The organism is Pseudomonas sp. NPDC090755 (assembly GCF_044769005.1).
GTDB lineage: Bacteria > Pseudomonadota > Gammaproteobacteria > Pseudomonadales > Pseudomonadaceae > Aquipseudomonas.
This window is the reverse complement of the sequence record NZ_JBIVXC010000002.1, coordinates 1-22104: the sequence shown is the minus strand read 5'-3', so window position 1 is coordinate 22104 and position 22104 is coordinate 1. Positions and strand designations below refer to the sequence as shown.

34 protein-coding genes, 1 tRNA gene and 1 pseudogene are annotated in these 22104 nt (G+C 57.7%); 24 read left to right on the top strand and 12 right to left on the bottom strand.

Going from position 1 to position 22104, the window contains the following annotated elements; translation table 11 throughout:
- The first annotated feature begins 5 nt into the window (after positions 1-5).
- The 7 genes from bamC to ACIQUS_RS03865 all read left to right on the top strand — a co-directional run bounded on the left by bamC (position 6) and on the right by ACIQUS_RS03865 (position 6093).
- On the top strand, positions 6-1121 hold the full coding sequence (gene bamC, locus ACIQUS_RS03895; protein WP_403043146.1) for an outer membrane protein assembly factor BamC: 1116 nt from the start codon (positions 6-8) through the stop codon (positions 1119-1121).
- Entirely contained in the window at positions 1122-1880 is a 759-nt protein-coding gene (locus ACIQUS_RS03890; RefSeq protein ID WP_403043143.1) for an MBL fold metallo-hydrolase, read from the top strand.
- Between the two features lie 29 nt (positions 1881-1909).
- A complete protein-coding gene (gene purC, locus ACIQUS_RS03885) occupies positions 1910-2620 on the top strand; it encodes a phosphoribosylaminoimidazolesuccinocarboxamide synthase (RefSeq protein ID WP_010223163.1) in 711 nt (236 codons plus the stop codon).
- A 93-nt stretch (positions 2621-2713) separates the two neighbouring features.
- Positions 2714-2803 (top strand) — tRNA-Ser (locus tag ACIQUS_RS03880).
- A gap of 109 nt (positions 2804-2912) precedes the next feature.
- Positions 2913-3890 (top strand): integrase, encoded by a 978-nt coding sequence (locus tag ACIQUS_RS03875; RefSeq protein WP_403043140.1) that lies wholly within the window; start codon positions 2913-2915, stop codon positions 3888-3890.
- A gap of 26 nt (positions 3891-3916) precedes the next feature.
- Complete coding sequence (locus ACIQUS_RS03870; protein ID WP_403043138.1) at positions 3917-5044, top strand: AAA family ATPase; 1128 nt, start codon at positions 3917-3919, stop codon at positions 5042-5044.
- A 5-nt stretch (positions 5045-5049) separates the two neighbouring features.
- Positions 5050-6093: a DUF4435 domain-containing protein gene (locus ACIQUS_RS03865; RefSeq protein ID WP_403043135.1), complete on the top strand. Its 1044-nt coding sequence runs from the start codon at positions 5050-5052 to the stop codon at positions 6091-6093.
- Here the strand turns inward: ACIQUS_RS03865 and ACIQUS_RS03860 are convergent.
- The 9 genes and pseudogenes from ACIQUS_RS03860 to ACIQUS_RS03820 form a co-directional block, all read right to left on the bottom strand.
- On the bottom strand, positions 6084-6338 hold the full coding sequence (locus ACIQUS_RS03860) for a helix-turn-helix transcriptional regulator (protein WP_403043132.1): 255 nt from the start codon (positions 6336-6338) through the stop codon (positions 6084-6086). The genes ACIQUS_RS03865 and ACIQUS_RS03860 overlap by 10 nt on opposite strands.
- A gap of 54 nt (positions 6339-6392) precedes the next feature.
- A complete protein-coding gene (locus ACIQUS_RS03855; protein WP_129932402.1) occupies positions 6393-6635 on the bottom strand; it encodes a hypothetical protein in 243 nt (80 codons plus the stop codon).
- Positions 6625-7182 carry an HNH endonuclease signature motif containing protein gene (locus tag ACIQUS_RS03850; protein ID WP_403043128.1) on the bottom strand — a complete coding sequence of 186 codons (558 nt, stop codon included), beginning with the start codon at positions 7180-7182 and terminating at the stop codon, positions 6625-6627. The genes ACIQUS_RS03855 and ACIQUS_RS03850 overlap by 11 nt, the downstream gene beginning before the upstream one ends.
- A gap of 351 nt (positions 7183-7533) precedes the next feature.
- Complete coding sequence (locus tag ACIQUS_RS03845) at positions 7534-7677, bottom strand: hypothetical protein (RefSeq protein WP_403043126.1); 144 nt, start codon at positions 7675-7677, stop codon at positions 7534-7536.
- Positions 7674-7997: a hypothetical protein gene (locus ACIQUS_RS03840; RefSeq protein ID WP_403043124.1), complete on the bottom strand. Its 324-nt coding sequence runs from the start codon at positions 7995-7997 to the stop codon at positions 7674-7676. The genes ACIQUS_RS03845 and ACIQUS_RS03840 overlap by 4 nt, the downstream gene beginning before the upstream one ends.
- 130 nt (positions 7998-8127) lie before the next feature.
- Positions 8128-8301 (bottom strand): annotated as a pseudogene (gene csrA, locus ACIQUS_RS03835) (carbon storage regulator CsrA); the annotation flags it as partial.
- Between the two features lie 45 nt (positions 8302-8346).
- Positions 8347-8550, bottom strand: a complete 204-nt coding sequence (locus ACIQUS_RS03830; RefSeq protein WP_403043121.1) for a hypothetical protein — start codon at positions 8548-8550, stop codon at positions 8347-8349.
- Complete coding sequence (locus ACIQUS_RS03825) at positions 8547-8984, bottom strand: tellurite resistance TerB family protein (RefSeq protein WP_403043118.1); 438 nt, start codon at positions 8982-8984, stop codon at positions 8547-8549. The genes ACIQUS_RS03830 and ACIQUS_RS03825 overlap by 4 nt, the downstream gene beginning before the upstream one ends.
- A gap of 105 nt (positions 8985-9089) precedes the next feature.
- Positions 9090-9479, bottom strand: a complete 390-nt coding sequence (locus ACIQUS_RS03820; RefSeq protein ID WP_403043115.1) for a LuxR C-terminal-related transcriptional regulator — start codon at positions 9477-9479, stop codon at positions 9090-9092.
- A gap of 156 nt (positions 9480-9635) precedes the next feature.
- Between ACIQUS_RS03820 and ACIQUS_RS03815 the strand changes: the two genes are divergently transcribed.
- The gene (locus ACIQUS_RS03815) at positions 9636-9953 is read left to right on the top strand and encodes a DUF1654 domain-containing protein (protein WP_403043112.1); all 318 of its coding nucleotides are present in this window, start codon (positions 9636-9638) and stop codon (positions 9951-9953) included.
- Between the two features lie 36 nt (positions 9954-9989).
- On the opposite strand, the gene ACIQUS_RS03810 is transcribed toward ACIQUS_RS03815, so the two are convergent.
- A complete protein-coding gene (locus ACIQUS_RS03810) occupies positions 9990-10805 on the bottom strand; it encodes an XRE family transcriptional regulator (protein WP_403043109.1) in 816 nt (271 codons plus the stop codon).
- A 91-nt stretch (positions 10806-10896) separates the two neighbouring features.
- Between ACIQUS_RS03810 and ACIQUS_RS03805 the strand changes: the two genes are divergently transcribed.
- From ACIQUS_RS03805 to ACIQUS_RS03750, 12 genes are all read left to right on the top strand, one after another.
- Positions 10897-11196 (top strand): transcriptional regulator, encoded by a 300-nt coding sequence (locus tag ACIQUS_RS03805; protein ID WP_403043106.1) that lies wholly within the window; start codon positions 10897-10899, stop codon positions 11194-11196.
- A gap of 200 nt (positions 11197-11396) precedes the next feature.
- Positions 11397-11672, top strand: coding sequence for a hypothetical protein (locus tag ACIQUS_RS03800; protein ID WP_403044592.1), 276 nt, complete (start codon positions 11397-11399; stop codon positions 11670-11672).
- Positions 11669-11983 carry a hypothetical protein gene (locus tag ACIQUS_RS03795; protein WP_403043103.1) on the top strand — a complete coding sequence of 105 codons (315 nt, stop codon included), beginning with the start codon at positions 11669-11671 and terminating at the stop codon, positions 11981-11983. The genes ACIQUS_RS03800 and ACIQUS_RS03795 overlap by 4 nt, the downstream gene beginning before the upstream one ends.
- Positions 11977-12273, top strand: a complete 297-nt coding sequence (locus ACIQUS_RS03790; protein ID WP_403043100.1) for a hypothetical protein — start codon at positions 11977-11979, stop codon at positions 12271-12273. The genes ACIQUS_RS03795 and ACIQUS_RS03790 overlap by 7 nt, the downstream gene beginning before the upstream one ends.
- On the top strand, positions 12270-13019 hold the full coding sequence (locus ACIQUS_RS03785; protein WP_403043098.1) for a phage antirepressor: 750 nt from the start codon (positions 12270-12272) through the stop codon (positions 13017-13019). The genes ACIQUS_RS03790 and ACIQUS_RS03785 overlap by 4 nt, the downstream gene beginning before the upstream one ends.
- The gene (locus ACIQUS_RS03780) at positions 13016-13540 is read left to right on the top strand and encodes a hypothetical protein (protein WP_403043095.1); all 525 of its coding nucleotides are present in this window, start codon (positions 13016-13018) and stop codon (positions 13538-13540) included. The genes ACIQUS_RS03785 and ACIQUS_RS03780 overlap by 4 nt, the downstream gene beginning before the upstream one ends.
- A 4-nt stretch (positions 13541-13544) precedes the next feature.
- Positions 13545-14273, top strand: a complete 729-nt coding sequence (locus tag ACIQUS_RS03775; protein WP_403043092.1) for a helix-turn-helix domain-containing protein — start codon at positions 13545-13547, stop codon at positions 14271-14273.
- Positions 14254-15054 (top strand): ATP-binding protein, encoded by an 801-nt coding sequence (locus tag ACIQUS_RS03770; RefSeq protein ID WP_403043090.1) that lies wholly within the window; start codon positions 14254-14256, stop codon positions 15052-15054. Before ACIQUS_RS03775 ends, ACIQUS_RS03770 begins: the two co-directional genes overlap by 20 nt.
- Complete coding sequence (locus tag ACIQUS_RS03765) at positions 15051-16442, top strand: replicative DNA helicase (RefSeq protein ID WP_403043088.1); 1392 nt, start codon at positions 15051-15053, stop codon at positions 16440-16442. Before ACIQUS_RS03770 ends, ACIQUS_RS03765 begins: the two co-directional genes overlap by 4 nt.
- Positions 16429-17763, top strand: a complete 1335-nt coding sequence (locus ACIQUS_RS03760; RefSeq protein WP_403043085.1) for a tyrosine-type recombinase/integrase — start codon at positions 16429-16431, stop codon at positions 17761-17763. Before ACIQUS_RS03765 ends, ACIQUS_RS03760 begins: the two co-directional genes overlap by 14 nt.
- Positions 17756-18043, top strand: coding sequence for a hypothetical protein (locus tag ACIQUS_RS03755; RefSeq protein ID WP_403043083.1), 288 nt, complete (start codon positions 17756-17758; stop codon positions 18041-18043). Before ACIQUS_RS03760 ends, ACIQUS_RS03755 begins: the two co-directional genes overlap by 8 nt.
- The gene (locus tag ACIQUS_RS03750; protein WP_403043081.1) at positions 18040-18426 is read left to right on the top strand and encodes an antiterminator Q family protein; all 387 of its coding nucleotides are present in this window, start codon (positions 18040-18042) and stop codon (positions 18424-18426) included. The genes ACIQUS_RS03755 and ACIQUS_RS03750 overlap by 4 nt, the downstream gene beginning before the upstream one ends.
- 103 nt (positions 18427-18529) lie before the next feature.
- On the opposite strand, the gene ACIQUS_RS03745 is transcribed toward ACIQUS_RS03750, so the two are convergent.
- A complete protein-coding gene (locus tag ACIQUS_RS03745; RefSeq protein ID WP_403043079.1) occupies positions 18530-18892 on the bottom strand; it encodes a hypothetical protein in 363 nt (120 codons plus the stop codon).
- Between the two features lie 229 nt (positions 18893-19121).
- A complete protein-coding gene (locus tag ACIQUS_RS03740; protein ID WP_403043076.1) occupies positions 19122-19310 on the bottom strand; it encodes a hypothetical protein in 189 nt (62 codons plus the stop codon).
- 108 nt (positions 19311-19418) lie between these two features.
- On the opposite strand from ACIQUS_RS03740, the gene ACIQUS_RS03735 reads away from it, so the two are divergent.
- The 4 genes from ACIQUS_RS03735 to ACIQUS_RS03720 all read left to right on the top strand — a co-directional run.
- Positions 19419-19745 (top strand): phage holin, lambda family, encoded by a 327-nt coding sequence (locus ACIQUS_RS03735; RefSeq protein WP_403043073.1) that lies wholly within the window; start codon positions 19419-19421, stop codon positions 19743-19745.
- Between the two features lie 16 nt (positions 19746-19761).
- Positions 19762-20502 carry a hypothetical protein gene (locus ACIQUS_RS03730; protein WP_403043071.1) on the top strand — a complete coding sequence of 247 codons (741 nt, stop codon included), beginning with the start codon at positions 19762-19764 and terminating at the stop codon, positions 20500-20502.
- Between the two features lie 117 nt (positions 20503-20619).
- On the top strand, positions 20620-21162 hold the full coding sequence (locus tag ACIQUS_RS03725) for a terminase small subunit (protein ID WP_403043069.1): 543 nt from the start codon (positions 20620-20622) through the stop codon (positions 21160-21162).
- On the top strand, positions 21137-22104 hold a 968-nt coding region (locus tag ACIQUS_RS03720), incomplete at its 3' end, for a phage terminase large subunit family protein (RefSeq protein ID WP_403043067.1). The genes ACIQUS_RS03725 and ACIQUS_RS03720, both read left to right, overlap by 26 nt.

Genomic DNA, 22104 nt, shown 5'->3' with positions numbered 1-22104 from the left:
ACCGCATGAAGCGATTGGCTGGTCTTTCTGCCCTTGCCTTGATCATCTCGAGCACCAGCGGTTGTGGCTGGCTCTGGGGCGAAGAGGGTTACTTCCGTGACCGTGGCAGTGACTATCTCGAGGCTACTCAGAAGGCGCCGATGCAACTGCCGCCGGACGTCAGCAGCGCCAAGCGCCTCGACCCGCTGTTGCCGATCCCGCGTAACGTCGCCGACGACAACGTCAAGGGCGAGTTCGAAGTGCCGCGTCCGCAGCCCCTGAGCGCCGGTTCCGACATCAGCGACTTCAGCCTGCAGAAGAGCGGCAGTGCCCGTTGGGTCCTGGCCCAGCGCGCCCCGGCCGAAGTCTGGCCGGTGGCCCGGCAGTTCTTCGAAGACAACGGCTTCCGCATCGCCGAAGAGCGTCCGCAGACCGGTGAATTCAACACCACCTGGCAGCGCTTCGACGAGCTCTCGGCGTCCATGGCACGCCGGCTGGCCAGTGCCTCGAGCAGCAGCGACAACGAAGTACGTGCACGCATCCGCATCGAGCCGGGTGTGCAGCGCAACACCAGCGAGGTCTACATCGTGACCGTCGAACGTCCGGCCGGCAGCACTGCCGAGCAGGCGTTCCCGGACCGTTCCGACAACGTCGGTGTCGACGCCATCCTGGTCGACGAAATGCTCGCCAGCATGACCCGCAGCGCCGAGAAGGGCGGTTCGGTGTCGTTGCTCGCCGCCCGCGATTTCGACGCACCAAGCCGCGTCAGCCTGAGCGAAGACGGTAGCGGCAACCCGGTGCTGAACCTGGGCGCCGACCTCGATCGCGCCTGGTCCAGCGTCGGCCGTGCCCTGGAACAGGGTGACTGGCGTGTCGAAGACATCAACCGCAGCCTGGGCCTGTACTACATCAACCTGGCGGAAAAAGCCGATGCCAAGGACCAGGAGCCGGGCTTCTTCGGTCGCCTGTTCGGCAGCGCGCCAAGCAAGGAAGAGCGTGAGGCCCGCGCCGAGCGTTACCAGGTGCGCCTGAGCAAGGTCGGCGACAGCGTCCAGGTCACCGTCGAGAAGAACATCAACACCGTGGCCCCGGCCGATGTCGCCCGCCGCGTGCTGAGCGTGATTCAGGACAACCTGGGCTAAGTGCGCTTCGCGGTACTTGGAAGCGGCAGCCAGGGAAATGGCACGCTGATCGCCAGTGACGATACCCTCGTCCTGGTCGATTGCGGCTTTTCCCTGCGTGAAACCGAGCGGCGCCTGGCGCTGCTCGGGGTGTCGGCCGATCAACTGAGCGCGGTAGTGGTCACCCACGAACATGCCGACCATGTGCATGGGGTCGGTTTGCTGTCGCGGCGCTACAATGTACCGGTCTACCTCAGCCGCGGTACATTGCGCGGCATGCGCAAGCCGGTCGAGGCCGCGGGGTTCCTGGCCGCCGGCGAGACCTTGCAGATCAACGGACTGGGCATTACCGCCGTGGGTGTGACCCACGACGCGCTGGAGCCGTTGCAGTATGTCTTCAGTGACGGTCGCCGGCGCCTGGGGGTGCTGACCGACCTTGGCTCCTACGATGCCGCGCTGCTGGACAGCTACCGGGGCCTGGACGCCCTGGTGATCGAGGCCAATCACTGCCTCGACCTGCTGGGTCGGGGCGCGTACCCGAGGTTTCTCAAGTTGCGGGTAGGTGGCAACTACGGACATTTGAACAACCACCAGGCCGCGCGCCTGGTGTCGGAGTTGGACTGGCAGAACCTGCAGCATCTGGTGCTGGCCCATCTCAGCAGCAAGAACAACCAGCCACAGCTGGCCCGGCAGAGCTTCGTCGATACCCTCGGCTGCGATCCGGACTGGTTGCAGGTGGCCAATCAGGATTGCGGGCTCGACTGGCGCGAAATCGCCTAGCCCATCTTATTTAGCAAGCGGAGCCCATCATGGAAAAACGTGAAGAACTCTACCGCGGCAAAGCCAAGTCGGTTTACAAGACCGACGACGCTGACCGCTTGATCCTGCTGTTTCGCAACGACACCTCGGCGTTCGACGGCAAGCGTATCGAACAACTCGATCGCAAGGGCATGGTGAACAACAAGTTCAACGCCTTCATCATGCAGAAGCTTGAAGAAGCCGGCATTCCGACCCAGTTCGACAAACTGCTGGGCGACAACGAGTGCCTGGTCAAGAAGCTCGACATGATCCCGGTCGAATGCGTCGTGCGTAACTACGCTGCCGGCAGCCTGGTCAAGCGCCTGGGTGTGGAAGAGGGCATCAAGCTTGAGCCTTCGACGTTCGAACTGTTCCTCAAGAACGACGAGAAGGGCGATCCGTTCATCAACGAATCCCACGTTGTCGCCTTCGGCTGGGGCACTGCCGAGCAACTGGTGAAGATGAAAGCCCTGTCGCTCAAGGTCAACGAAGTGCTGAGCAAGCTGTTCGACGATGCAGGCCTGCTGCTGGTCGACTTCAAGCTGGAGTTCGGCGTATTCCACGGCGAGATCGTCCTGGGTGACGAGTTCAGCCCGGACGGCTGCCGCCTGTGGGATAAGGAAACCCGCAAGAAGATGGACAAGGACCGCTTCCGCCAGGGTCTGGGCGACGTGATCGAGGCCTACGAAGAAGTCGCCAAGCGCCTGGGCGTGCCGCTGTAATTGGCAAGTTCACGCAAGCGCCTGATACCACGCGAATTTTTTTCAAAAAGAGGCTTTGCCTTTCGAGAAACTGCTGGTATCATGCGCGCCACTGGAGAGATGCCGGAGTGGCCGAACGGGACGGATTCGAAATCCGTTGTACCTTCGCGGGTACCTAGGGTTCAAATCCCTATCTCTCCGCCATATTAAAGGCCCCGAGCGCTGTATAGCCATCGGGGCCTTTTTCATTTGGGGGAATTTTGGGGGAATGGGGGAGCGTGTAATTCCCCCAAGCGTTCGCTATCATTCCGCCATGGCCTACTACGAGAAGCGCGGTGACGCCTGGCGCGCCCAGATCCGCCGCAAAGGATATCCAACCCTTTCCGCCACCTTTGACACCAAGGCAGAAGCCCAGAGATGGGCCGCCGAGATCGAGGGTGACATGTCGCGCGCACGCTTCGTCGACATGCGCGAGGCCGAGAGCACCACGCTGGCCGAGGCCTTGGACCGCTATTTGTCCGAGGTCACCTCGACCAAGAAGGGCGCCAAGCAGGAGCAGGTCCGCATCAAGAAGTGGAAAGAGCACAAGCTGGCCAGCAAAGGTCTCGCCGCGATCCGCTCGAGCGACATGGCCGCCTACCGCGATGCTGAGCTGAAGGAAGGGAAGTCGACGGCGACAGTGCGCCTCAACTTGGCGGTGATCAGCCACCTATACACGGTGGCCACTAAGGAATGGGGAATCGAAGGGTTGACCAACCCGTGCCGGGCGATCCGTATGCCTAAAGGCAGCAAGGAGAGGGATCGGCGCCCGACGCCGGCTGAGCTCACCGCGTTGTACAAGGCAGCCGGCCAGATGAGTGCCCAGCTTCCGGTGTTCATTGAGTTGGCAGTGGAGACGGCGATGCGCCGGTCTGAGCTGTTGATGCTGCGCCGAGACCAGGTGCGCGGCAAAGTGGCCTATCTGGAAGACACCAAGAACGGCGAGCGGCGCGCCGTGCCATTGTCCTCCCGGGCGATCGCCCTGCTGGAGGGCTTGCCTACGCCGATCGGTGGCGGCCGGTACTTCAACCTCGCGCTCAATACTATCAGCAACTACTTTCCCAGGGCCTGCGTGGCAGCAGGGATTGAAGGCCTGCGCCTTCACGACTTGCGCCACGAGGCGACCAGTCGTTTCTTCGAGCGCGGCTTCACGATGATTGAGGTTGCGAGTATCACCGGTCATAAAACGTTAGCAATGCTTAAGCGTTATACCCATCTCAGTCCGCACGACCTTGCTGAAAAATTAGGTTAAACGGAAGACTAAAACAAGGATTGAAATTGAATAATCTCCAGCATATAACTCTATTTAATACTCCTATTCGCGGCAGTGATATTCGACTAAGCATTGAGCCGGATGCAAAAGCTCTTATTCTAACTGGTTACAATGGGTCTGGTAAGTCTAGAACAATAGGTGTATTGCTTGAGTCGTTAGCTCTTTTGCGGGGTGTTGATCACGATGTTACAAGTTATGATTGGGTTGTCGAGTTAAGGTTTGCTGATAATAACGGAATACGTGCCACTAAGATGGCTACGGAGTCCGGGGTTTTAAGTGGTATAAAAGATCATATTGAGGAGTCTTTTACTGCGGCGGCTACCATTGAAGACGCTTATCGCGTAGTAAAGGATATCCTTGAGGATGCTCGAAGAACTACTAAAGTTAAGCGAAAAGATAATAAGCAGCAGGACGGTTTCGGCTGTCTGGCAACATCGTTGCCAGATATGGAGTCTGCAGATAAATTTGCGGCCGCTACGAATGTTGTAGCGTATGTTGATTCCGAAATTTATTTTAATTACAAGCGTGAAGTTTCTGAGAGAGTAATGTCTGATGCGCCTACTATTGATCAGACTTTGTATACATTGTTCTATGACTTGGCTGTAAGGCAAGCTGCTGGGGCAGATGCGTTCGATAAATTTTTCGCCCTGATGAAAGATTATGAAAAAATAAGCGGTAAGAAGAGTGAAGCAGCTACAAAGAATTACTTTTTGAATAAAATTAAGACCTACGAGTCTGAGAAAGGTTCTCGGGGCTTTGAAGATACAGAAGTTTTTCAAGAGTTGAATAAGTTTTTTGCCCAAACCCAGAGGAGGCTACGCTGGGGTACAAATCACGCTTTCATGGAATTGTCGAATGGGCAGGAAATTCCTTGGGTCGATTTTTCGAAAGGTGAGAAAACTTTACTGGCTTTGCTCCTTATAACGTATCTCTACGGCGAGCAATGTATTTTTCTCCTAGATGAACCTGACCTTTCGCTTCATATGGAATGGCAAAGAATGTTACTGCCAGCGATGTTAAGGCTGGCACCCCATGCGCAGTTCATAATAACCACTCACTCACCATTTATGATCATGAATACCGAGCATGAACAAGTGATCAATATGGCTAATTTCCACCAAGTACAGGGGTGATTGAGATGGCTGAAGATCACAAGGATGTAGGGTTTATTTTTGATAGTAAAGATTTAGAGAGGACAAAGTATTTTAATATGGATGGTGGTCTAGCCATTCATGTTGATGTTTGGGTTGAGTCCTTTGATGATCAGCGTTTTTGGCTGGCGCATTTTCCTAAAACTAAAAACTTCAAATTTTTCCCGAAGTCGCCTGACAAGAAAAAAGGAAGAGATAATAAAAGAAGCACCGGGTGCGACCGTTTGCTAAAGTTGGAACGTACTGGTGTAATTAAGCTGGGGCGTAGTCAGATTTTCTGCTTGGACAGTGATGATAGTCATCTCAAGGCTTTTCTGCCTGGTTACACTTCGCTAAAGCACCCAAGGCCGCATGTTTATTCTACCATTGTTTATTCAATGGAAAACGTTGTCTTGCAGCCGGCTCTCTTGGATAGAACGTTCGAAACTGTTACCGGAGCATCGGTAGACTCGCTAAAAACCAAACCCTCTGATATGTTGGTCAAAGTATCTCAATTAAGTCATGAGCTACTTTTGCTTATCGCATTCTATGAGGTCGTGCTGAGAGTTCCTCGTGATCGTAAAAGGTATAAGGATAGATACCTTTCGCTTCTGGATAGCTTAGCCAAATTCGACCCAGGTTTCGAAATAAAGAATTGTAAAATATTCACTAGGTTTTCTCTGGGTTTGGAGACTCTTCGATCGGATGTTGCGGATTTTATCGCGGCCAGCGGGAAATTGGCTGACTTTAATGCGTATAAGCAGAGTATGTCGGTCAATGGATATGCGCCTGAAACTTCGTACCTTTTCGCAAAAGGACATTCGCTGTACGATGCAGTAATTGAAAGCTTTACAGTCAAGGCTGATAGTTTTCGGGATGAAGAAATCCAAAGTCTCAAAGAGAAGTTTGATGATCATGAGGATCGGATTCGATGTCTTGAAAGTCAATGGCTTAACTTTGAGCACTCATTAAAGTCAGCTTACTTGGCGGCACTTCCTGAGGTGGCTTACTTCCGTGAGTGTAGAGACAGGATCTCTGCCGACTATAGATGACAGGTACCCAGGGACGGCGCCGCCTTACGCTTTCTGCCAGGTTTTGATCCAGCCAGCATGCCGTCCCTTATCTCACGCAGAAATATATGCACATCCTCTTTCAGCCAGCAGTGCCGGTTGCCCATCTTGAAGCTTTTGGGTAGCCACGGCACGCCGCGGCGAATCCCTTCTCTGATTGACGCCTCGGTTCGGCCCAGCAGCTTGGCCAGGCCCTCGACCGTCAACACCTCAGTCTCTTCGCTCATGTCTTCCTCCCGGCCTGACGCGTCAGGTTTTGGTTGTCACGCTGACCTGTCACGTCAGGTTCGTTTCGCTGGCGGTAGGGCTGGCTTCGACTCGATGAACGAGCTAGCCGGGTTATCGCCGCCGATGTGGCGGAAGTAGTCGATCTCAACCTTCGCGCTCTCTATCAGCACACGGCTGATATCCGATACTGACTGGGCGCGCTGGACCTCCTTGGCCAAGTTGTCGTCATCGGCCTCACGCACCGCTTCAAGCTGGGCGAACAGGTGGTCGCGAAGATCGCTGAGCTTATTTTTCATTCCGGGTCTTCCTCTTAATCTCTTTTTTCAGTTCGTTCTGCAGATGGAGGATGTCAACGATCTCCTCCGGCAGGCCCTTGTAATGTTTGTTTCTGCGTAGCTGGTTTTCGGAGAATGTTCTGAGGCACAGGTTCTCCAGGATTGCGTTCCTTACGTTGCCGTCTTTGGCTGCGACAATCATTCCTTCAGGTACGGCCCCGTTGGCTTGCTCCCATACATGCGTGTGCAGAGGCTTCCAAACGTCGGGCTGGGCAACTTTTATCAGGATGTACCGACCCTTCCTGTGAGTTGCTCCTATTGGTCTAGGTTGCTGGCCAGGCTGTATCCCTAGGGCCTCGCAGGTCGTAAGGAACGTCTGCCTTGATATCGCTGATCGGTGTTCTTTCGTCTTCGTGATGCCGAAGCCCGCTGCCCTCAGCGTGATGGCCGTTTTTGTCCGGCCTGGTAGCAAGACGCAAAGTTGCTTGTTGGTTTTGCTGGGATAGAACTGGCGAAGGAGTGCATCTTCCACCTCGGTCCAGCGCTTGACGGGCCCGCGCTTAGTCATGACTTGCTCCGGCCTGCAGTTCTCCGATAACCGATTGAATGCCGGCCACATAGCTGCATGGCCGGCCTGACGTTGCTCCGGTCAGTCGCTCTACCACTGCCTCAACCGGCGTTCCCCGCAGTGAGGCGACCAAGTCAACGGCCCAGCGCCTCGCCTCCAAGTACATGAGCCGATTGATTGGCCCGGTTGCGGGAGCTGCTACGCCTGATGTCTTGATGCCCTGGTCGACGGTATGCGTAGCCGGTACCTTTGCTGCCGATCTCGATACGACCGAGTTGACCCGGCCACGGCCACGCTTGAGACCCATCGACTCGATGATCTCCATCGCTGCTTGGCGGACATCCCGCTTGCTCATGCACACCTCCGGAAGTGGTCAGCCAGCACTCGTCGCCCGTCCAGGCCGCAGGCGGCGGACAGGTCGAGGACCTGCTCAAAGGTTGTTTCGCGCTGCTGCAGGGCATCCCACAACAGCGGGAGCAGGCCGGCCTGGCTCATGGCTGCTCCTCCGGCTTTGGCTCCTTGTCGCGATCGAGGAGATTGTCGATTCGACCCAGAAGCCGTTCGCGGAACTCGGCGCTGCCCTGGTATTCGTTGATGAAGGTGATCGCCTCCCTGAGCAGTGCGTCGGCCTCTGCCAGCTTTGCCTCGCGCTCTGCCAGCTTGGCCTGCAGGTCGCCCTCGCTGGCACCGGCGATTACCGCCAGGCCATGGCCGGCTGACACCAGGTCTCCCAACTTTGCAAAAGGCAGAATGTTCGAAAGCGGTACGGCCTCGCAGGCCCGCAACACCATGGTGATGCGTTCAGGCTGCTTCATGGCCATTCTCCCGATCACCAGTTACTTGCTCGGCAGCTTCGTCCTGCAGCAGCTTGCGCCATTCATCTTCGGTGCGGTTTCCGTAAAGCGGTTCGCGTTCGGCAACCTGTGCGCTGGGTGCTGGCGCCCCGGGCTTCGGCAGGCCGGCAGCCTTGCGCTCGGCAATTTCCTCGCGGTCGACTGCCATGCCCTTCGGCGCCTCGATGCCAAGGCGGACTTGGCTACCTTTGACGTCCAGCACGACTACGGTGATGTTGTCGGAAATCTTGATGGCTTCGCCAACGCGACGGGTGAGGATCAACATGGTCAAACTCCTTGTAGGGGAGGGCGGCGATCGCCGCCCTTCAATTCACTGCGTTGTGCGTAGCTCGTTGCGTGGCACCCAGCCGCCGGTGGTTTTCACCATGCAGCCGACATAGGGTGCGAACTTGGTCTGCCGCTCTGTCTGGTAGCCGTACCATTGGCACGATCCCCAGTTCACCGCGGCGGCTATTGCGAGCGCGGACAGGGCAAGCCCCGCAACCGCGCCCAGGCCGATGTGCTTTCGTTTCACGCCTCGATCCCAAAGTCTTTCGGGCGCAAGCCCAACTGCACGCCAACTTCGGCCAAGACCTTCAGCTCTTCTGGGCTGATGCTCCCGTCACCCTCGGCAACGGTGATCATGTTCACGAACACCTCTTCAGCATCGAGGGGTTTGTTCTTGATATCCGCGATCTCGCGCATGATGTTCATGCGCCCCAAGCGGAACCCGGCCTGCAACTGCTCGGTGAACAGGTTCACGGTGGCGGTGATTTCCTGGCCGAAGTGCTCCAGGTTTTTGTTGGCGCGGATCTGGATGTCGATCTGAGCCGCCTCGTTCTTGCTGATCTCGCCATCAGCTGCAGCGACCAGGAGGCAGCCGCCTACGATGGCTTGCATCAGGTCCCGGTTTTCCAGCTTTTTGACTGCGCGCTTGGCGCCGAACAGCTTCTTTCCAATGTCGAACATGGGTGTTTCCTCTGGTTGGTTGATCTTTCTTTGGGCAAGCCGGAGGCCTGCCGCGATGGTTGGCTTTCGCAAAAATCAGGGTTGGATCAGGTCAGGCGGAGAGCGTCACGCCACCGCCAAGGCGCATTCGGCGCGCCGGGTTGCTACACGGATTTCAATCTTTCGCTCGCCACTGTTGCCACCGCGGTGAACGCGCATCGTCTGGTCATCACCGAGCACCGCGTGAGTAGTTAGGAGGGCGACCAAGGCCATCGCCGATGGAGCGATTATTTGGCGACGCATTGCCTCCGCTACCAGCTGAGCCCGCTTGATGACGCCGAGCTTTGTACTGGCAGCCAGCAGGCGCTTGTCGACAGTGTCCTTCGCTACACCGAGCTCGCGGGCGACCTCTTTGCTGGTCATCCCACACGCAATCGCCATAACGCACTGAAGCTCTCGCTCGGCCAAGCCCTTTCCGAGGCTGCCAGTCCAGTTACCGAAGGTCAGTGCGTTCATGTGTTGCTCCATGCGTTAGGTTCGATTGAGCAAAATAATGGTTTACCTTTATTTTTCTGTCAACAGGGATACCTTTATTTTCCTCTGACCTTCCATTGGGTTTCAAAGCCTGGTTACTCTATTCTGTATGGATATACAGTGATTGAGGAGGGTGAAGTGGCTAAGCAAAAAAAACAGGCGTCCGATGAGCGCAGAGTCATGACCGGCATGGAACGCTTGGTTTTGAGGGTCTCCTCGATGATCACCCATCCTTTGGCGCAGACCCAGCGGTGGGTCAATATCCACCAACTGGACACGGACACCGATCAGGATTGGGAGGAGCTGCTGGGCACTCTGTCGGAGACGCCGGAGATCGAGATGACCTTCAGTGAAAATGGTAGCGTTACGCTTCGGTGGGAACGTGATGAGGAACAGGCAAACAGCCTGATGCGCGAGGAGAATACGGAGGCGGAGGAAGAGATCGCCCCGTTCTAAGAGGGAGCTGGGCGCTTTGGGGAGAGGCCCTAGGCGCTACAGCAGGTTGCCATTCCAGACGTAGAGAACTCTCGCCTGGATGTAGGTCTCTTCCTTGCGAATCATCCGGTCTTTGTGCTTCGGATTGTCAGAGATCATCTCAAAGTGATCGTCGTCAGCGATCTGCAGGCGTTTGATGTATTCATGGCCGCCCCATGAAAAAAAGTACACGCCATCACCGACGAACTCACGGATGTGGACATCGACAATCAGTGGGTCACGGTCTTTGATGGTTGGAGCCATTGACTGCCCCCAGCCCGTTACGAGCTTGAGGTGATGCGGCTCTTGGAAGGTCAACCCGAGTTCCCGCAAATGCCGCAAGCTCACCCTCACGTCCTGCAGCATCTCAGGATAGTCATGAGTGACCTGCCCGCCACCCATGGCGCCACGCACGTCATAGTGTGCAATACGAACCTCATCCCCAGCCTGGCGCCGTCCGTAGGTGGCGGTGGAATTGGGCGAGCCCGGAAACGAGTCGGTCTCTTCGGCCACCTCCAAAAGTCGCTTGCGCGCCTGCTCTGAGAGGCCGGCTCCTTTCTTCTCCAGCATCTGCCGAACCATATCTGCGGCTGACATCACCCCGGGCTGAGCGTCGTCCTCTTCTCCATCAAATACCGGGCCAACCCCTTCTGCTAGCCAGAGGGGGTTTACGCCACAGATCTGGGCGAGCTTTACCAGGTGGCCGCTCGTTCGAGAAAGACCACGCTCAATCTCAGATATAGAGGCCTGCTTGATACCCGCCCTTTCGGCCAAATCCGATTGGGTGAGATGGGCGTAACGACGGGCGTGCTTGAGGCGATCTTTGAGTTCCATAACTCACCAATTTAATGGTTAACCTTTTTTCTTGCAAAAAGGTATTCCTGTAAAATAAAGTAAAGGCATACCTCTATTTAGCGTTCAGCCCATGACAGAAATCTTCAAGGACCTAGTGATCCACTTCGGCGGTCAAGTGGCAACAGGCAAAGCGCTTGGTGTCACGCAGGGCACGGTAAGTGGCTGGGTGCGCGGCATTCATGGCTGTTCAGCCGATATGGCGCTTGCCATTCAGGTGAAGACTGAAGGGCGATTCACCGCAGCTCAGTTCCGTCCATCCCTGGCGGTTTCGCTCCCGACCTTGGGAAATAATTTACCGGCAACTAGCCATCACTTGCAGCCCAATGAATCTGCTGTCAATCCATCCAGTATCTCGCCGGACTCGTCGTGATCGGGTCGGTAGCCCTGTTTTTGTTTTGTTGTCCGGCTAAATCGCAGGCAACAAAAAACCCGCTGTAGGAAGCGGGTTTCTCACGCCACTCTGTAGGAGGAGTGGTTACTTCGTAACGTCTTTGAAAAGGAGACGGCGCTATGTCGCACCCAAAAAATACCACCGCACAATCATCGGTGCAAGCAATCCTCACCACCAAGGTGGGGTTCTTGAATGCTCCAATCAGCCCAGTTGCCGACCAGATGCTCAGCGTTGATGCTGGGATGAACGCCGAAGACGCTCTGCGCGCGGCCCGTACCCTGTCTTCGGGACTGAGCCAGCTGTGCCAGCACATGCACGACAGCCTGAACATGGGCGAGATGGCGTACTGCGATGGCATGGTGGCGCTCAGCTTCCTGGGAGAGACCGTCAGTGCACTGGTCTGGTCGGTTGAGAAGAGCGTTGCCGTCGCCGCAGGCCGCGGGGGTGAGCAATGAAACCTCAAGCCGAAACTCTGTCGAGCCCTTTCGCCACGTACGGACTGCACGATGTGCTTGAGGCCTCTGGCGATATTCCGGTGCATGAGTCCTTGGGCGCTGCCACTGATCGGCTTGAAGCCGTTGTTGCAGGACTGCGGACATTAATGCAGGAGCCCGCCGTCACCCACCATGCAACGCTCGTCTTCTATGCAGCTGAATCAGCGCTGGCGCTTGTTTATGCGGCTCATGCCGGCGTTGACCCTCAATTGGAAGGCGCGCCACAGAATGCCGCCTCGCCAGTTCGTGGCGCGGGAGGTGCGGCATGCTGACCGTACGAACCGATCTGATGCCAGCGCCGGCTTCCGGGGTGATGGTGCAGGATGTGATTCTCTCTGCAGACGAGATCGCTAAGTTCAATGAGGCCCGGGAGGCGTTCCGAGCTATCAAAGCCCTGTATTGGGCAAAGGTCGTCCCTGGGCTCGGTGGCTTCGAGAACCCAGTAGTGTGCGAGCTTGAGCGCCTTCTGGAGCGGGTCGTCTTCGACACGCGAAATTTCCTGTACCCACACCGCAACGCAGCCGCCTTCCATCATGCAAAGCATGTGGGAGGTGCTGAATGAACCTGGTCACCTCCACTGGCAGCACCATGCCCAGCACGCAGCTGCGCGACCTGATCAACGATGCGCGTGAGCAGGCCGGCGAGCCGAAGATTCGCAACGATCAGCTAATAGTCAAGATTGAGGACGAGCTTGAAGGCGAACTGGGGGTATGCAGAAAAATTGCACACCCCCAAAGCGGGGCGCTGATGGACTGTTACGACCTGACTCGCGACCAATGTCTTCTGGTCGGAATGCGCGAGTCAAAATCTGTCCGTCGTCGCGTCACGGAAAAACTCAAAGAGATGGAAAGGTCTGCGCCCCGGCCCATGACCCAGGCCGAGCTGATCGCTGCCAGTGCAAACCACCTGGTGGCGATTGAGCGGAAGCAGGCGGAGCAGCAGCAGGCTCTGGCTCAGGTGGAGGACCGCACCAGCCGGCTGGAGCAGGTCCGCTATCTCGACTCCGTGCCCAGCGGCTTCGAGACCATCACCACGATCCGCGACCGCATCAACAATCGCCATGGCCTGCCGGCCTGGGTGGTCAACGCAGTGATGCGTGAGGTTTCAGGGGCTCCGCTGCCGTTCGCCATGGTGCGCAGCCGCCATTCCGACGAAGGGGGACAGCCGTTCGCGATCTGGCCCAAGCCGGCGATCACGCGTCGATTTGACCAGTTCGTGGAGCAATGCGCGTACGTCACATCCGAGCGTGCAACGCACCCAGAGATCCCACAAGGGCGATTCAAAATCAACCCGAGGGCGCCGCAATGACCGACAACGTGATCCCTCTGTTTGGCCGGAAACCCACAGATCCGGTGGTGATCAACGAGGCGTATTTCGAACCATTGACCAATGACCAGCTCGCGTATCGGGCCTGGAACCACTGCGACTTGGCTGAGGAAATCTTCTTCTCGGATGAGGCAGAGGAAGACTCCCTGCGCGAAGCCAAGTTTGAAGTGCTCATGGCTCAGTGGGCTTTGCGGGTGCTGGTTCGGCGACTAACCGGATTCCCTGCCCTTGAGCTTCGGGAGCAGGTGAATAAGGCGTTCCTTGAACGGCTTGCAATCGATCCGGACGGACTGGCTGCAGCGACTGAGCCCAGCGGTGGCGAATCGTTGGTGATGGGCCCATGGCCCAGCTACTCCGGGGCTAGGCATTTGCCAGAACGTGAGCGGTGGGTGGTTTACAGCACGGCCAAAGCATATCGGGCCGCAATGGAAGAACAGGGCATCACCATGGCTGAACCCTACGACCAGTTTGTCCGGCGGGTGACCGCCGAGTTGGAGATTTGAACCTATGAGCATGGAATTGATGGTCAAGGCCATGAAGATCAAGGTCGGCAACCCGCTGCGCAAGCTGGTGCTGGTCAAGCTGGCGGACAATGCGAGCGATCAGGGCGAGTGTTGGCCGTCGTATCAGCACATTGCTGCACAGTGCGAGATCGACCGCAGCACCGTGCGCAAGCACATCAAGCAATTGGAGGCCCAAGGGTTGTTGCGGATCGAGAACCGTGAAGGCCCGAAAGGCAACTCCACCAATCTGTATTTTCTGACGCTTTCAGGTGTAGGCCGAAACAGCACCCCTGTAGGCCCAGAAAGCACAGGTGTAGGCCCACAGCCTATACCCCCTGTAGGCCCAGAAAGCACCAGAATCAGTCACTCTTCTGAACCAGTCAAAGAACCTAAACCTATGTGCATGGATGCACCAGGGTTTGAGCAGTTCTGGAAGTTGTACCCGAAGAAGAAGAGTCGCAAAGACGCCCTGAAGGCCTGGAACAAGCTCAACCCTGACGCAGAACTGCAGACCTTGATGATCACCGCTCTATCCCAGCACTGCGTGTCGCGGGATTGGACCAAGGACGCCGGCCAGTACATCCCGATGGCATCCACCTGGCTCAATGGCGAGCGCTGGACTGATGTTCTTCAGTCCGCTGGCGCAACTACCCAAGGTGGCGCATTCAACAACCTCCCACAGCACACCGATGACATGTACCAGGAGAGCCACGATGGCTGTTCAAATTTCTGATCTGCTCCACCGCACCCCGGCCAAACGCATCTTCTCCGGCGAGTGCCCGGTGCATGGCCGTGTCGATATGAGCGAAGTCGAGCAGCTGGACGGCTCGATGCTGGCGCGCGGCTGCAAGCGCTGCGCCTGGGAGGCCCTGCACACCACGCCCCGCGACTCGGCAGAGCGGGCCCTCGCGACTGCCCAGCGCAAGGCTGAGGACACCATGGCTGCGTTGATCGGCGCCGGAATCACCCCCCGCTTCGCTGCTGCCACGTTCGATAGCTATCGCGCCGAGAAAGACCAGCAGCAAAAGGCTCTGGCCAAGTGCCGGGCCTATGCTGAGCAATTCCCGGCCAACTACCGGGCCGGTCGATCGCTGCTGCTTACCGGTAACGTCGGCTGCGGAAAGACTCACCTGGCCAGCGCTATCGTCCGCACGGTGGTGGCCGACCATTGCCGTGCGCTGATCATCCCGGCAGGGGACATTGTGAGCATTGCCCGCGCCTCGATGGCGCCCGGATCGGGTTACACCGATCGTGACGTGGCAGTCCATCTTGGCGGCTTGGATCTGCTGGTGATTGATGAGATCGGCGCCCAGAAGGGCAGCGAGTACGAGTTAGGCCTGCTGCACAGCATCATCGACCGCCGGTACCAGGCGGTACTGCCGACCGTGGTGATCAGCAACCTGAATGCCGAGGGCCTCAAGTCCTACATTGGCGATCGCGCACTTGACCGCTTGCGTCAGAACGGCGGGCAGCAAGTTGGGTTCACCTGGGAATCGAAGAGGGCGGCGGCATGAGGGCCCTTTACAGCGACGAGGCCGAGCACGGCGTGCTTGGCGCGGTCATTCACGCTTCGCTGCAGCAGGACGCAGGCTTGGTCGAGGACATGCTTGGCCAGATGACCTCAGCCGACTTCTATCACGCCGACAATGCGGCCTTGTTCGAGACCATGCTCGAGTGCCGCGAGCAGGACATGCCCATTGACCCGGTGACCTTGAGCGCGGTGCAGCGCCTGCTCCCAAGCGGCGATAACGTCATGGCCTACGCTGCCGAGCTGGCAAGCAATGTGCCTTCGCTGGCCAACTGGAAGGTCTACGCCAAGCACGTCAAGGAGTGGGGTGTGATCCGGCGCATTCTGGATGTTGCAGGCGGCGCCCAGGAAATGGTGCAGGCTGGTGCGCCTACCGGTGAGGTCATCGCCGCAGCCCAGCAGGCCATGGCAGACCTGCGCGACCTTGATGGCGAGACCAAAGGTTTCAAGCGCTTGGATGCCTGGATGGGTGACGCGGCCCAGATGGTGGATGACAAGCTGAACGGCAACGCTCCGGCTTGGCCAGCCACAGGGTTGGAAAAACTGGATGAATTGGTTCAGGGCATCAGGCCAAAGAAGGTGACCGTGATCGCCGGCCTTCCGGGCAGTGGCAAAACAACTCTGGCCCTGCAGATCGCCCAGTACAACTCCGTCAAGGAGCGGAAACCGTGGCTGGTATTCTCCATCGAGATGCCGGGCGAGGAATTGGGCCTACGTGCTATCGCGTCCTTGGGTGGTGTTGATTTGCGCAAGCTGGACAACCCGTCGAAGATGCGCGAAGACGACTGGGTCAGGATGGTAGGCGCGGTAGCGCAAGCAAAGGATGCGCCACTGTTCGTCTGCGACGACCCGGTGCAAACCCCGGCGACCATCCGCGCCACGGCGCGCCAGTGCCAGCGCGAACACGGCCTGGCAGGGATCGTGGTCGATTACCTGACCCTGGTACGCAGCGAGCGTGGCGGCCGCTCTCGTACCGAGGAGGTGGGTAAAATCAGCAAGGCCCTGTTGCAGTTGGCCAAGGAAATGGGGATCCCGGTCATCGAGCTGGCCCAGCTGAACCGCGACTCGACCAAACGGCCCGGGAAGAAGCCCCAGTCCAGCGACCTGCGCGACTCCGGCGAGATTGAGGCGGACGCCAGCTGCATCCTGATGGTCCACCGCGACATGGACAGCGAGGAGGGGCAGAACGGCCTGACCGAGATTCTGATGACCAAGTGCAGGCATGCGCGCGTGGGCAGTTGCATCGTCCAGCAGGAAGGCCAGTATGGCCGGTTCGTGACCTACGCCGGCTCGCTGCCCAGCGACGATGACGTGGAGGCGGGGCGCGGCAGTTATGCCCAGCGGTACAAGGGGGCTGGCAATGAGCGATTTTAAGACCCTAACCGTAACCATCAGCGATGCGGAGATCCGTCGGCATGCCGCCGGAGAGGTCTTCCAACTGCGCGATATCCGTCACCGCGAGCTGCGGTTCCGCTTCTCGACCGTGGACCGCTCCCGCGGCGCCTGGCACGTCGTGGTGCGCGGGCGCTGGGGTAAGGCAGGCGATTACCCGGGGATCAACACCAAGACCATGCTGGCCACGCTGCCGGCCATCCTGGCGCGCCGGGCCGTAGATGTTGAAGCCAAGTCCACCACCACTAGCTGGACAACCGCGGGAGATGTACTGGAGTGGTTCCGCAATCGCATGGACCGCGACCGTGGGTTGTCGTCCAAGCGCAAGGCCAGCGTCCGTTCGGCGATAGATCGCCACCTGGCACCGCGGCTGCACAACCTGGTGCTGAGCGAGATCACCAAGGCAGCCATCGACCAGCGTTTGATGTGGCCGCTGCAGGAACGCTATGCGCTGTCGTTCGTCCGTTCGGTCTATGGCGTGCTGTCGGTAGCGTTCCGGCAGGCGCAGCGCTTGGACATGCTGCCAGCCAACCCCATGGCTTCACTGAAGTTCACCGACTTCGTGCGGACACGCATCAGGCCCCGGCCGGCGCGCCTGCGGGGCGATGATGTGCCGGGCCTGCTGGCGGTGGTGGCCAAGCGCTTCGAGGTGGAACCGGCGGGCTGCATGCTGGCCTTGATGATGCTGTGCCACGGCTCCCGGCTGGGCGAGACCCGGCTGGCGCGCTGGCGCAACGTCAACCTCGACGCGGGGCGCTGGTTCATCCCGGCGGGGGATACCAAGACAAAGGCCGAACACACGCTGCCGCTGACAGCCCAGGCCTGCGCGTTGCTGCGTCGGTACCAGCGCATGCAGGCCGCCCAGGGCTACACCGGTCCGCTGCTGTTCCCGGGCAGCCACGGCGCACCGCTGAGCCCGAGCAAGGCCAACACCTTGTTCACCGATCTGGCCAAGGGCGAATGGTCGAGCCACGACCTGCGCAAGGTGGCCCGCACGGCATGGACCGACCTTGGGGTGGACTACATGGTGGGCGAGCTGCTGCTGAACCATGCCATGAAGGATCTGGACGCCACTTACATCCACACCACGGCCGAGGGCCTGAAGCGCCAGGCGCTTCAGGCCTGGCATCAACACCTCGACGGGCAGGGATTCGCCGCCATTCACATCGAGACATTGCCGGGACACAAAACCGAGCCTGCAACCGCTGACGCCACTACCGACGCGGGTTGCAGCACCTCACAGCATCCATCCCAAGGGAGGATGCACGTTCAAGAATTCAAGCCAGGAGACGGCCATGAATAACGTCACCGCTGCGCTGCCGCGCAAGAGCCTGACCGCCATCGAGTGCAAGTTCCTCAAGGTAGGTAATCGCATGTTACTGGAGCTGCCCAACGGCCGGATTGCCTCGGCAGCCCTAATGGACATCGTCGCCGACTGGCATGGTGCCCGCGCCAGCATGGGTTTCGAAGAATTCGCCAAAGGCTGGATCACCGAAGGCAATGCCAAGAATAAACACGCCGACAAGATGCTTCGTGAGCTGTTCGGCCTGAACAATGACCCAGCGCCCCGGAGGGCCGCATGAAGAAACGTACCTACATGGACAAGCCGCTGGGTGATACCGAATACCTGCTCGAGCAGTGGGGCTGGTGGCGGATGGATGGAATGGGCGTGCCTGGGTACGTCTCTCAGATGGCCGCGGTGATGAGCCAGTGCAACCCGACCACCAGCACCAAGTCCTATACCGTCACAGATGAGGTGGCAGGACTGGTGGACGGCGTACTTGCCAGGCTGATCAAGCGCGACCAGCAGATGGGAGATTTCGTCTGGTTCTACTTTGGCGCTAAGTGGCCGGCCAACCGTATCGCTCGAGAAAACAGGATGTCCGAGCGCAAAGCGTGGGAGTTGATCAAGGCCGGAGTGGCTTGGATTGACGGGGCACTGGATCGAGAGCAGGAAGCTGCATGAAAAAAGCTTTCCGTACAGATAAACACCTGTTTTCATAGCAGCGTGTCCAGCTTGCAACGTCACGCGACACAGGCAAACCCCGGCCATTGAGTCGGGGTTTTGCTTACATCAACAGCGCGAATGGTGCTTTTTGGTAGGTGGAGTAAGCCGTTGCGGCTATGGCCGCCAAGGCGATAAGACTCAAAATAAGCACGCTGAATCCGTGGAATATTTTCGACCTCGGCTCTGACTTAAGGCTGCAAGCTGTCCAATACAACGCCGCGATAGTAAGAGCACCTGACATGGCTAGAATCACGAAGTTCACCATCCCGCGTGCCACTTCGTTGAACCCGACACTTATCATCGGCCCTTGAAGCAATTGCAGGCCTAGGATGATTGCCGCACAAAGCCCTATGCATTTGATCCCGTCAAAAATGGTCTTGATGTCTTCAAGCATTTTTTCATTGGGAGTTTTATTTTCAGACACAACCTGCTCCTGCAGCACGATAGTGTCGTTATGGTATCAGTCTCGCATTCCAAGGGGCGATTCCTTGCTAGGATTGGCACACAGGGCAAGTTGCTGTCCTCTACCAATTCCAAGCCTCAGTATTTGCTGGGGCTTTTTTGTATCTGGAGGTCGCATGGAAAAACTTGAGCCAGCAGTAAGCGTAGAAGGCACAGAAGACCTGCTACGCCCGCTGCTAGATACTATGCGGTCACTTGAACATCTTCCCGAGTTTCCGCTTCAGATCTTCCGCGACCTTGTCGCCCACAGCCTTCATGATCTTTCCATAGGTTTCGACAGCGCCGCACTTGCCACAGCTAATCTTCGAGGAGTCTGTCGGCCGGGCCGGAATCTCGAACTGGTCACTTCCGCACTTCTTGCACTTGATGCTTACCTTCATCGTTGATGCTCCATGGTTCGTTCAGTGTGGAAACAGAACGATAGCACGGTGCATTTGCCCGCCATGTGCGGGTTTTCACTTCCGACTCCCTGCAAGGGAGGACTTGAGATGCCAAACATGCCCGAAAAAGATCCCAACCTTTGGGCTGTGGTATTCGCCTGGCTCGCAGCTCACCAGCCACAGCTTTTTGCATTTTTCCTGTCCATCGGGATTGCTGTGCTGCGGGTTATCTACGGTGGAGGTACTCGCCGACAGATGTTCCTGGAGGGAGGGCTATGCGGTCTGGTCACCCTAGCCCTGGTGCCACTGCTTGAATGGTTCGGTCTGCCGCAAAGCATGGCCACCTTCGCTGGTGGCATGGTCGGGTTCATGGGCGTTGAGAAGCTGCGCGACTACTCCGATCGGTTCATGGGGCGGAAGGCAGATACCCTTTGAGTTCGTGAGGTGAGGCATGTTCAAGCTTGATGCTCGCACTGACGTTGAGGAACTATCCAAGGCCCTGAGGACTTTGGGTCAGAAGCAACTTCCATTTGCTCTCGCGCTCATGGCCACTCGGTTGGCAGTGTTGGTGAAGAAGGGTGAGTTGTCGGTATTGAGGGAGCGCCTTGACCGGCCAACCTCCACAACGATGAACAGCCTCTACACCAAGGCTGCACAGAAGGGTAACCCTGAAGCTCGCACATTCTTCAAGGATGCGTGGACTTCAGGCGTTCCAGCTGACACCTACCTTCAACAGGTGGTGAAAGGCGGCCGCCGGCCACACAAGCGCTTCGAAAAAGCGCTCATCGCACGCGGCATCATGGGGGAAGGGCAGTACGCAATCCCCGCACCGGATGCAGTCAATCAGTTCGGCAACGTCCCGCGTGGCGTGATCATGAAAATTCTTTCGGGGCTTGGAGCTGCTGAGACAGTCAGCGGTGTGCAGGCCAACGCCACCGGCAGCAAGCGTAGCAAGCGCAAAGGCAACGCCGATAAGTACTTCGCCGGCGAGGTCGATGGTACCCAGGGCATCTGGGAGAAGAGGAAGACAGCGTTCGGTGATGCCGTTCGACCGGTCTTCATCTTCAGCGAGAGCGAGCCTGGCTATCGGGTGATCGTCCCGTTCTACAAGATCGCCGACAACATCGTGCAGGCGAATCGAGCGAAAGAGTTCGCCAGCGCGATGGACGAGGCATTGGCGACGGCCAAGTGATGGCAGAGGGGGGGCCCCCTTTGGGTCCTTCCTAGGGGCCCCGGGCATTGCGGGTAATTCGGGCCCCGCTCGACATCTATGTATGACCTTTTTTCGGAGGTTGGTTGTTGTTTAGTCATGGCCAAAAACGAAACAACCAGGCAGCCGGGATGGTTGAACAAATCCGAGATGGCGAAATCGCTCGGCATTTCCCCGCAAGCCTTTGATAAATGGGGCGTTGATCCAGTTACAAGGATCGGTCGAGAAGCCTTCTATCGCGTGCAGGATGTGGTGCAAAACCGGCTCGATAACGCCGCCAAGAAACAACAACCTGGCAGCGGTGACGGTGAGGTTGTCGATGCGCTGATTGAGTACAAGCTCCTGCAAGAGAAGTTACGCCTGACCACTGCCCAAGCCTATGCCGTGGAACAGAAGAACCAGATCAATGACAAGGTGCTGATACCGGCCCCGTTCGTTACGTTCGCTCTGGAGAAAATTGCCTCCAAGATCGGATCGAAACTCGAAACCGTCGGCAAGACCATCAGCCGGCGACATCCAGATATCGATGCTCGGATACTGGAAACCACGGAGCGGGAGATAGCCCTGGCTCGCAACATCGCCTCGCAGTTAGGCGACGAACTACCGGGATTCCTTGATGAGTATCTTGCAACCTTGGATTGATAACCTCGGAAAAGCCGTACGGTTAGGGTTGCAGGGCCTGTTCAAAGAGCCGCCGATGACGGCAGTTCAATGGGCAGACGAACACTTTTACATGTCGTCCGAATCCTCGTATCACGAGGGCAAGTGGACGACTGACCCGTTCCAGGTCGCCATCCTCAATGCGATGGGCAATGACCTGATCGCCGTCGTCAACTTCGTCAAGTCGGCTCGGATTGGGTATACCAAACTGCTGATGGCCAATATTGGCTACAAGCTACAGCACAAGCGCCGCAACATAGTCATGTGGAGTCCGACGGATACTGATGCCAAGGGCATTAGCAAGCGCCATGTGGATGGCCTTGTCCGCGACGTGCCGGTTATCAAGGAGCTCGCTCCCTGGTTTGGTAAGAAGCATCGCGACAACACCATTGAAGCGAAGGTGTTTTCGAACAGGAAAAGCCTTTGGATTCGTGGTGGTACCGCATCTGGTAACTATCGAGAACTGTCGGCAGACGAGACGATCTACGACGAGCTTTCCAATTTCGATCCAGACATCGAAGGCGAAGGTGATGCTGTAACCCTGGGCGACAAGCGCCTGGACGGTGCCACCTATCCTAAGTCGGTCCGTGGCTCTACTCCGAAAAAGGCGGGTAGCTGCCAGGTTAACAAGGCCGCTGAGGAGTCTCCCGTTAGACTCCGCTTCCACATCGCATGCCCGCACTGTAACGGTGAGCAAACCCTCAAGTTCGGCGGCAAGGACTGTGAGTACGGGTTGAAATGGGAGAAGGACGCGCTCGGGCAGGCAGTCAAGGCCTGGTATGTCTGCGAGCACTGCGCTGCGTGCTTCTTCCATCAGGATATGGTGGCGGCCTCGCCTCACGGACGCTGGATCTGCGAGGTGACCGGAATCTGGACTCGCGATTCGATGGACTGGTTCGACAAAGATGACCAGCCTATTCGTAC

Excerpts from the sequence above, each read along its gene's own strand:
- bamC (WP_403043146.1), top strand. The coding sequence starts at position 6 with ATGAAGCGATTGGCTGGTCTTTCTGCCCTTGCCTTGATCATCTCGAGC.
- purC (WP_010223163.1), top strand. The coding sequence starts at position 1,910 with ATGGAAAAACGTGAAGAACTCTACCGCGGCAAAGCCAAGTCGGTTTAC.
- ACIQUS_RS03875 (WP_403043140.1), top strand. The coding sequence starts at position 2,913 with ATGGCCTACTACGAGAAGCGCGGTGACGCCTGGCGCGCCCAGATCCGC.
- ACIQUS_RS03865 (WP_403043135.1), top strand. The coding sequence starts at position 5,050 with ATGGCTGAAGATCACAAGGATGTAGGGTTTATTTTTGATAGTAAAGAT.
- ACIQUS_RS03860 (WP_403043132.1), bottom strand. The coding sequence starts at position 6,338 with ATGAGCGAAGAGACTGAGGTGTTGACGGTCGAGGGCCTGGCCAAGCTG.
- ACIQUS_RS03855 (WP_129932402.1), bottom strand. The coding sequence starts at position 6,635 with ATGAAAAATAAGCTCAGCGATCTTCGCGACCACCTGTTCGCCCAGCTT.
- ACIQUS_RS03850 (WP_403043128.1), bottom strand. The coding sequence starts at position 7,182 with ATGACTAAGCGCGGGCCCGTCAAGCGCTGGACCGAGGTGGAAGATGCA.
- ACIQUS_RS03845 (WP_403043126.1), bottom strand. The coding sequence starts at position 7,677 with ATGAGCCAGGCCGGCCTGCTCCCGCTGTTGTGGGATGCCCTGCAGCAG.
- ACIQUS_RS03840 (WP_403043124.1), bottom strand. The coding sequence starts at position 7,997 with ATGAAGCAGCCTGAACGCATCACCATGGTGTTGCGGGCCTGCGAGGCC.
- ACIQUS_RS03825 (WP_403043118.1), bottom strand. The coding sequence starts at position 8,984 with ATGTTCGACATTGGAAAGAAGCTGTTCGGCGCCAAGCGCGCAGTCAAA.
- ACIQUS_RS03820 (WP_403043115.1), bottom strand. The coding sequence starts at position 9,479 with ATGAACGCACTGACCTTCGGTAACTGGACTGGCAGCCTCGGAAAGGGC.
- ACIQUS_RS03810 (WP_403043109.1), bottom strand. The coding sequence starts at position 10,805 with ATGGAACTCAAAGATCGCCTCAAGCACGCCCGTCGTTACGCCCATCTC.
- ACIQUS_RS03805 (WP_403043106.1), top strand. The coding sequence starts at position 10,897 with ATGACAGAAATCTTCAAGGACCTAGTGATCCACTTCGGCGGTCAAGTG.
- ACIQUS_RS03795 (WP_403043103.1), top strand. The coding sequence starts at position 11,669 with ATGAAACCTCAAGCCGAAACTCTGTCGAGCCCTTTCGCCACGTACGGA.
- ACIQUS_RS03790 (WP_403043100.1), top strand. The coding sequence starts at position 11,977 with ATGCTGACCGTACGAACCGATCTGATGCCAGCGCCGGCTTCCGGGGTG.
- ACIQUS_RS03785 (WP_403043098.1), top strand. The coding sequence starts at position 12,270 with ATGAACCTGGTCACCTCCACTGGCAGCACCATGCCCAGCACGCAGCTG.
- ACIQUS_RS03780 (WP_403043095.1), top strand. The coding sequence starts at position 13,016 with ATGACCGACAACGTGATCCCTCTGTTTGGCCGGAAACCCACAGATCCG.
- ACIQUS_RS03775 (WP_403043092.1), top strand. The coding sequence starts at position 13,545 with ATGAGCATGGAATTGATGGTCAAGGCCATGAAGATCAAGGTCGGCAAC.
- ACIQUS_RS03770 (WP_403043090.1), top strand. The coding sequence starts at position 14,254 with ATGGCTGTTCAAATTTCTGATCTGCTCCACCGCACCCCGGCCAAACGC.
- ACIQUS_RS03765 (WP_403043088.1), top strand. The coding sequence starts at position 15,051 with ATGAGGGCCCTTTACAGCGACGAGGCCGAGCACGGCGTGCTTGGCGCG.
- ACIQUS_RS03760 (WP_403043085.1), top strand. The coding sequence starts at position 16,429 with ATGAGCGATTTTAAGACCCTAACCGTAACCATCAGCGATGCGGAGATC.
- ACIQUS_RS03755 (WP_403043083.1), top strand. The coding sequence starts at position 17,756 with ATGAATAACGTCACCGCTGCGCTGCCGCGCAAGAGCCTGACCGCCATC.
- ACIQUS_RS03750 (WP_403043081.1), top strand. The coding sequence starts at position 18,040 with ATGAAGAAACGTACCTACATGGACAAGCCGCTGGGTGATACCGAATAC.
- ACIQUS_RS03740 (WP_403043076.1), bottom strand. The coding sequence starts at position 19,310 with ATGAAGGTAAGCATCAAGTGCAAGAAGTGCGGAAGTGACCAGTTCGAG.
- ACIQUS_RS03735 (WP_403043073.1), top strand. The coding sequence starts at position 19,419 with ATGCCAAACATGCCCGAAAAAGATCCCAACCTTTGGGCTGTGGTATTC.
- ACIQUS_RS03730 (WP_403043071.1), top strand. The coding sequence starts at position 19,762 with ATGTTCAAGCTTGATGCTCGCACTGACGTTGAGGAACTATCCAAGGCC.
- ACIQUS_RS03725 (WP_403043069.1), top strand. The coding sequence starts at position 20,620 with ATGGCCAAAAACGAAACAACCAGGCAGCCGGGATGGTTGAACAAATCC.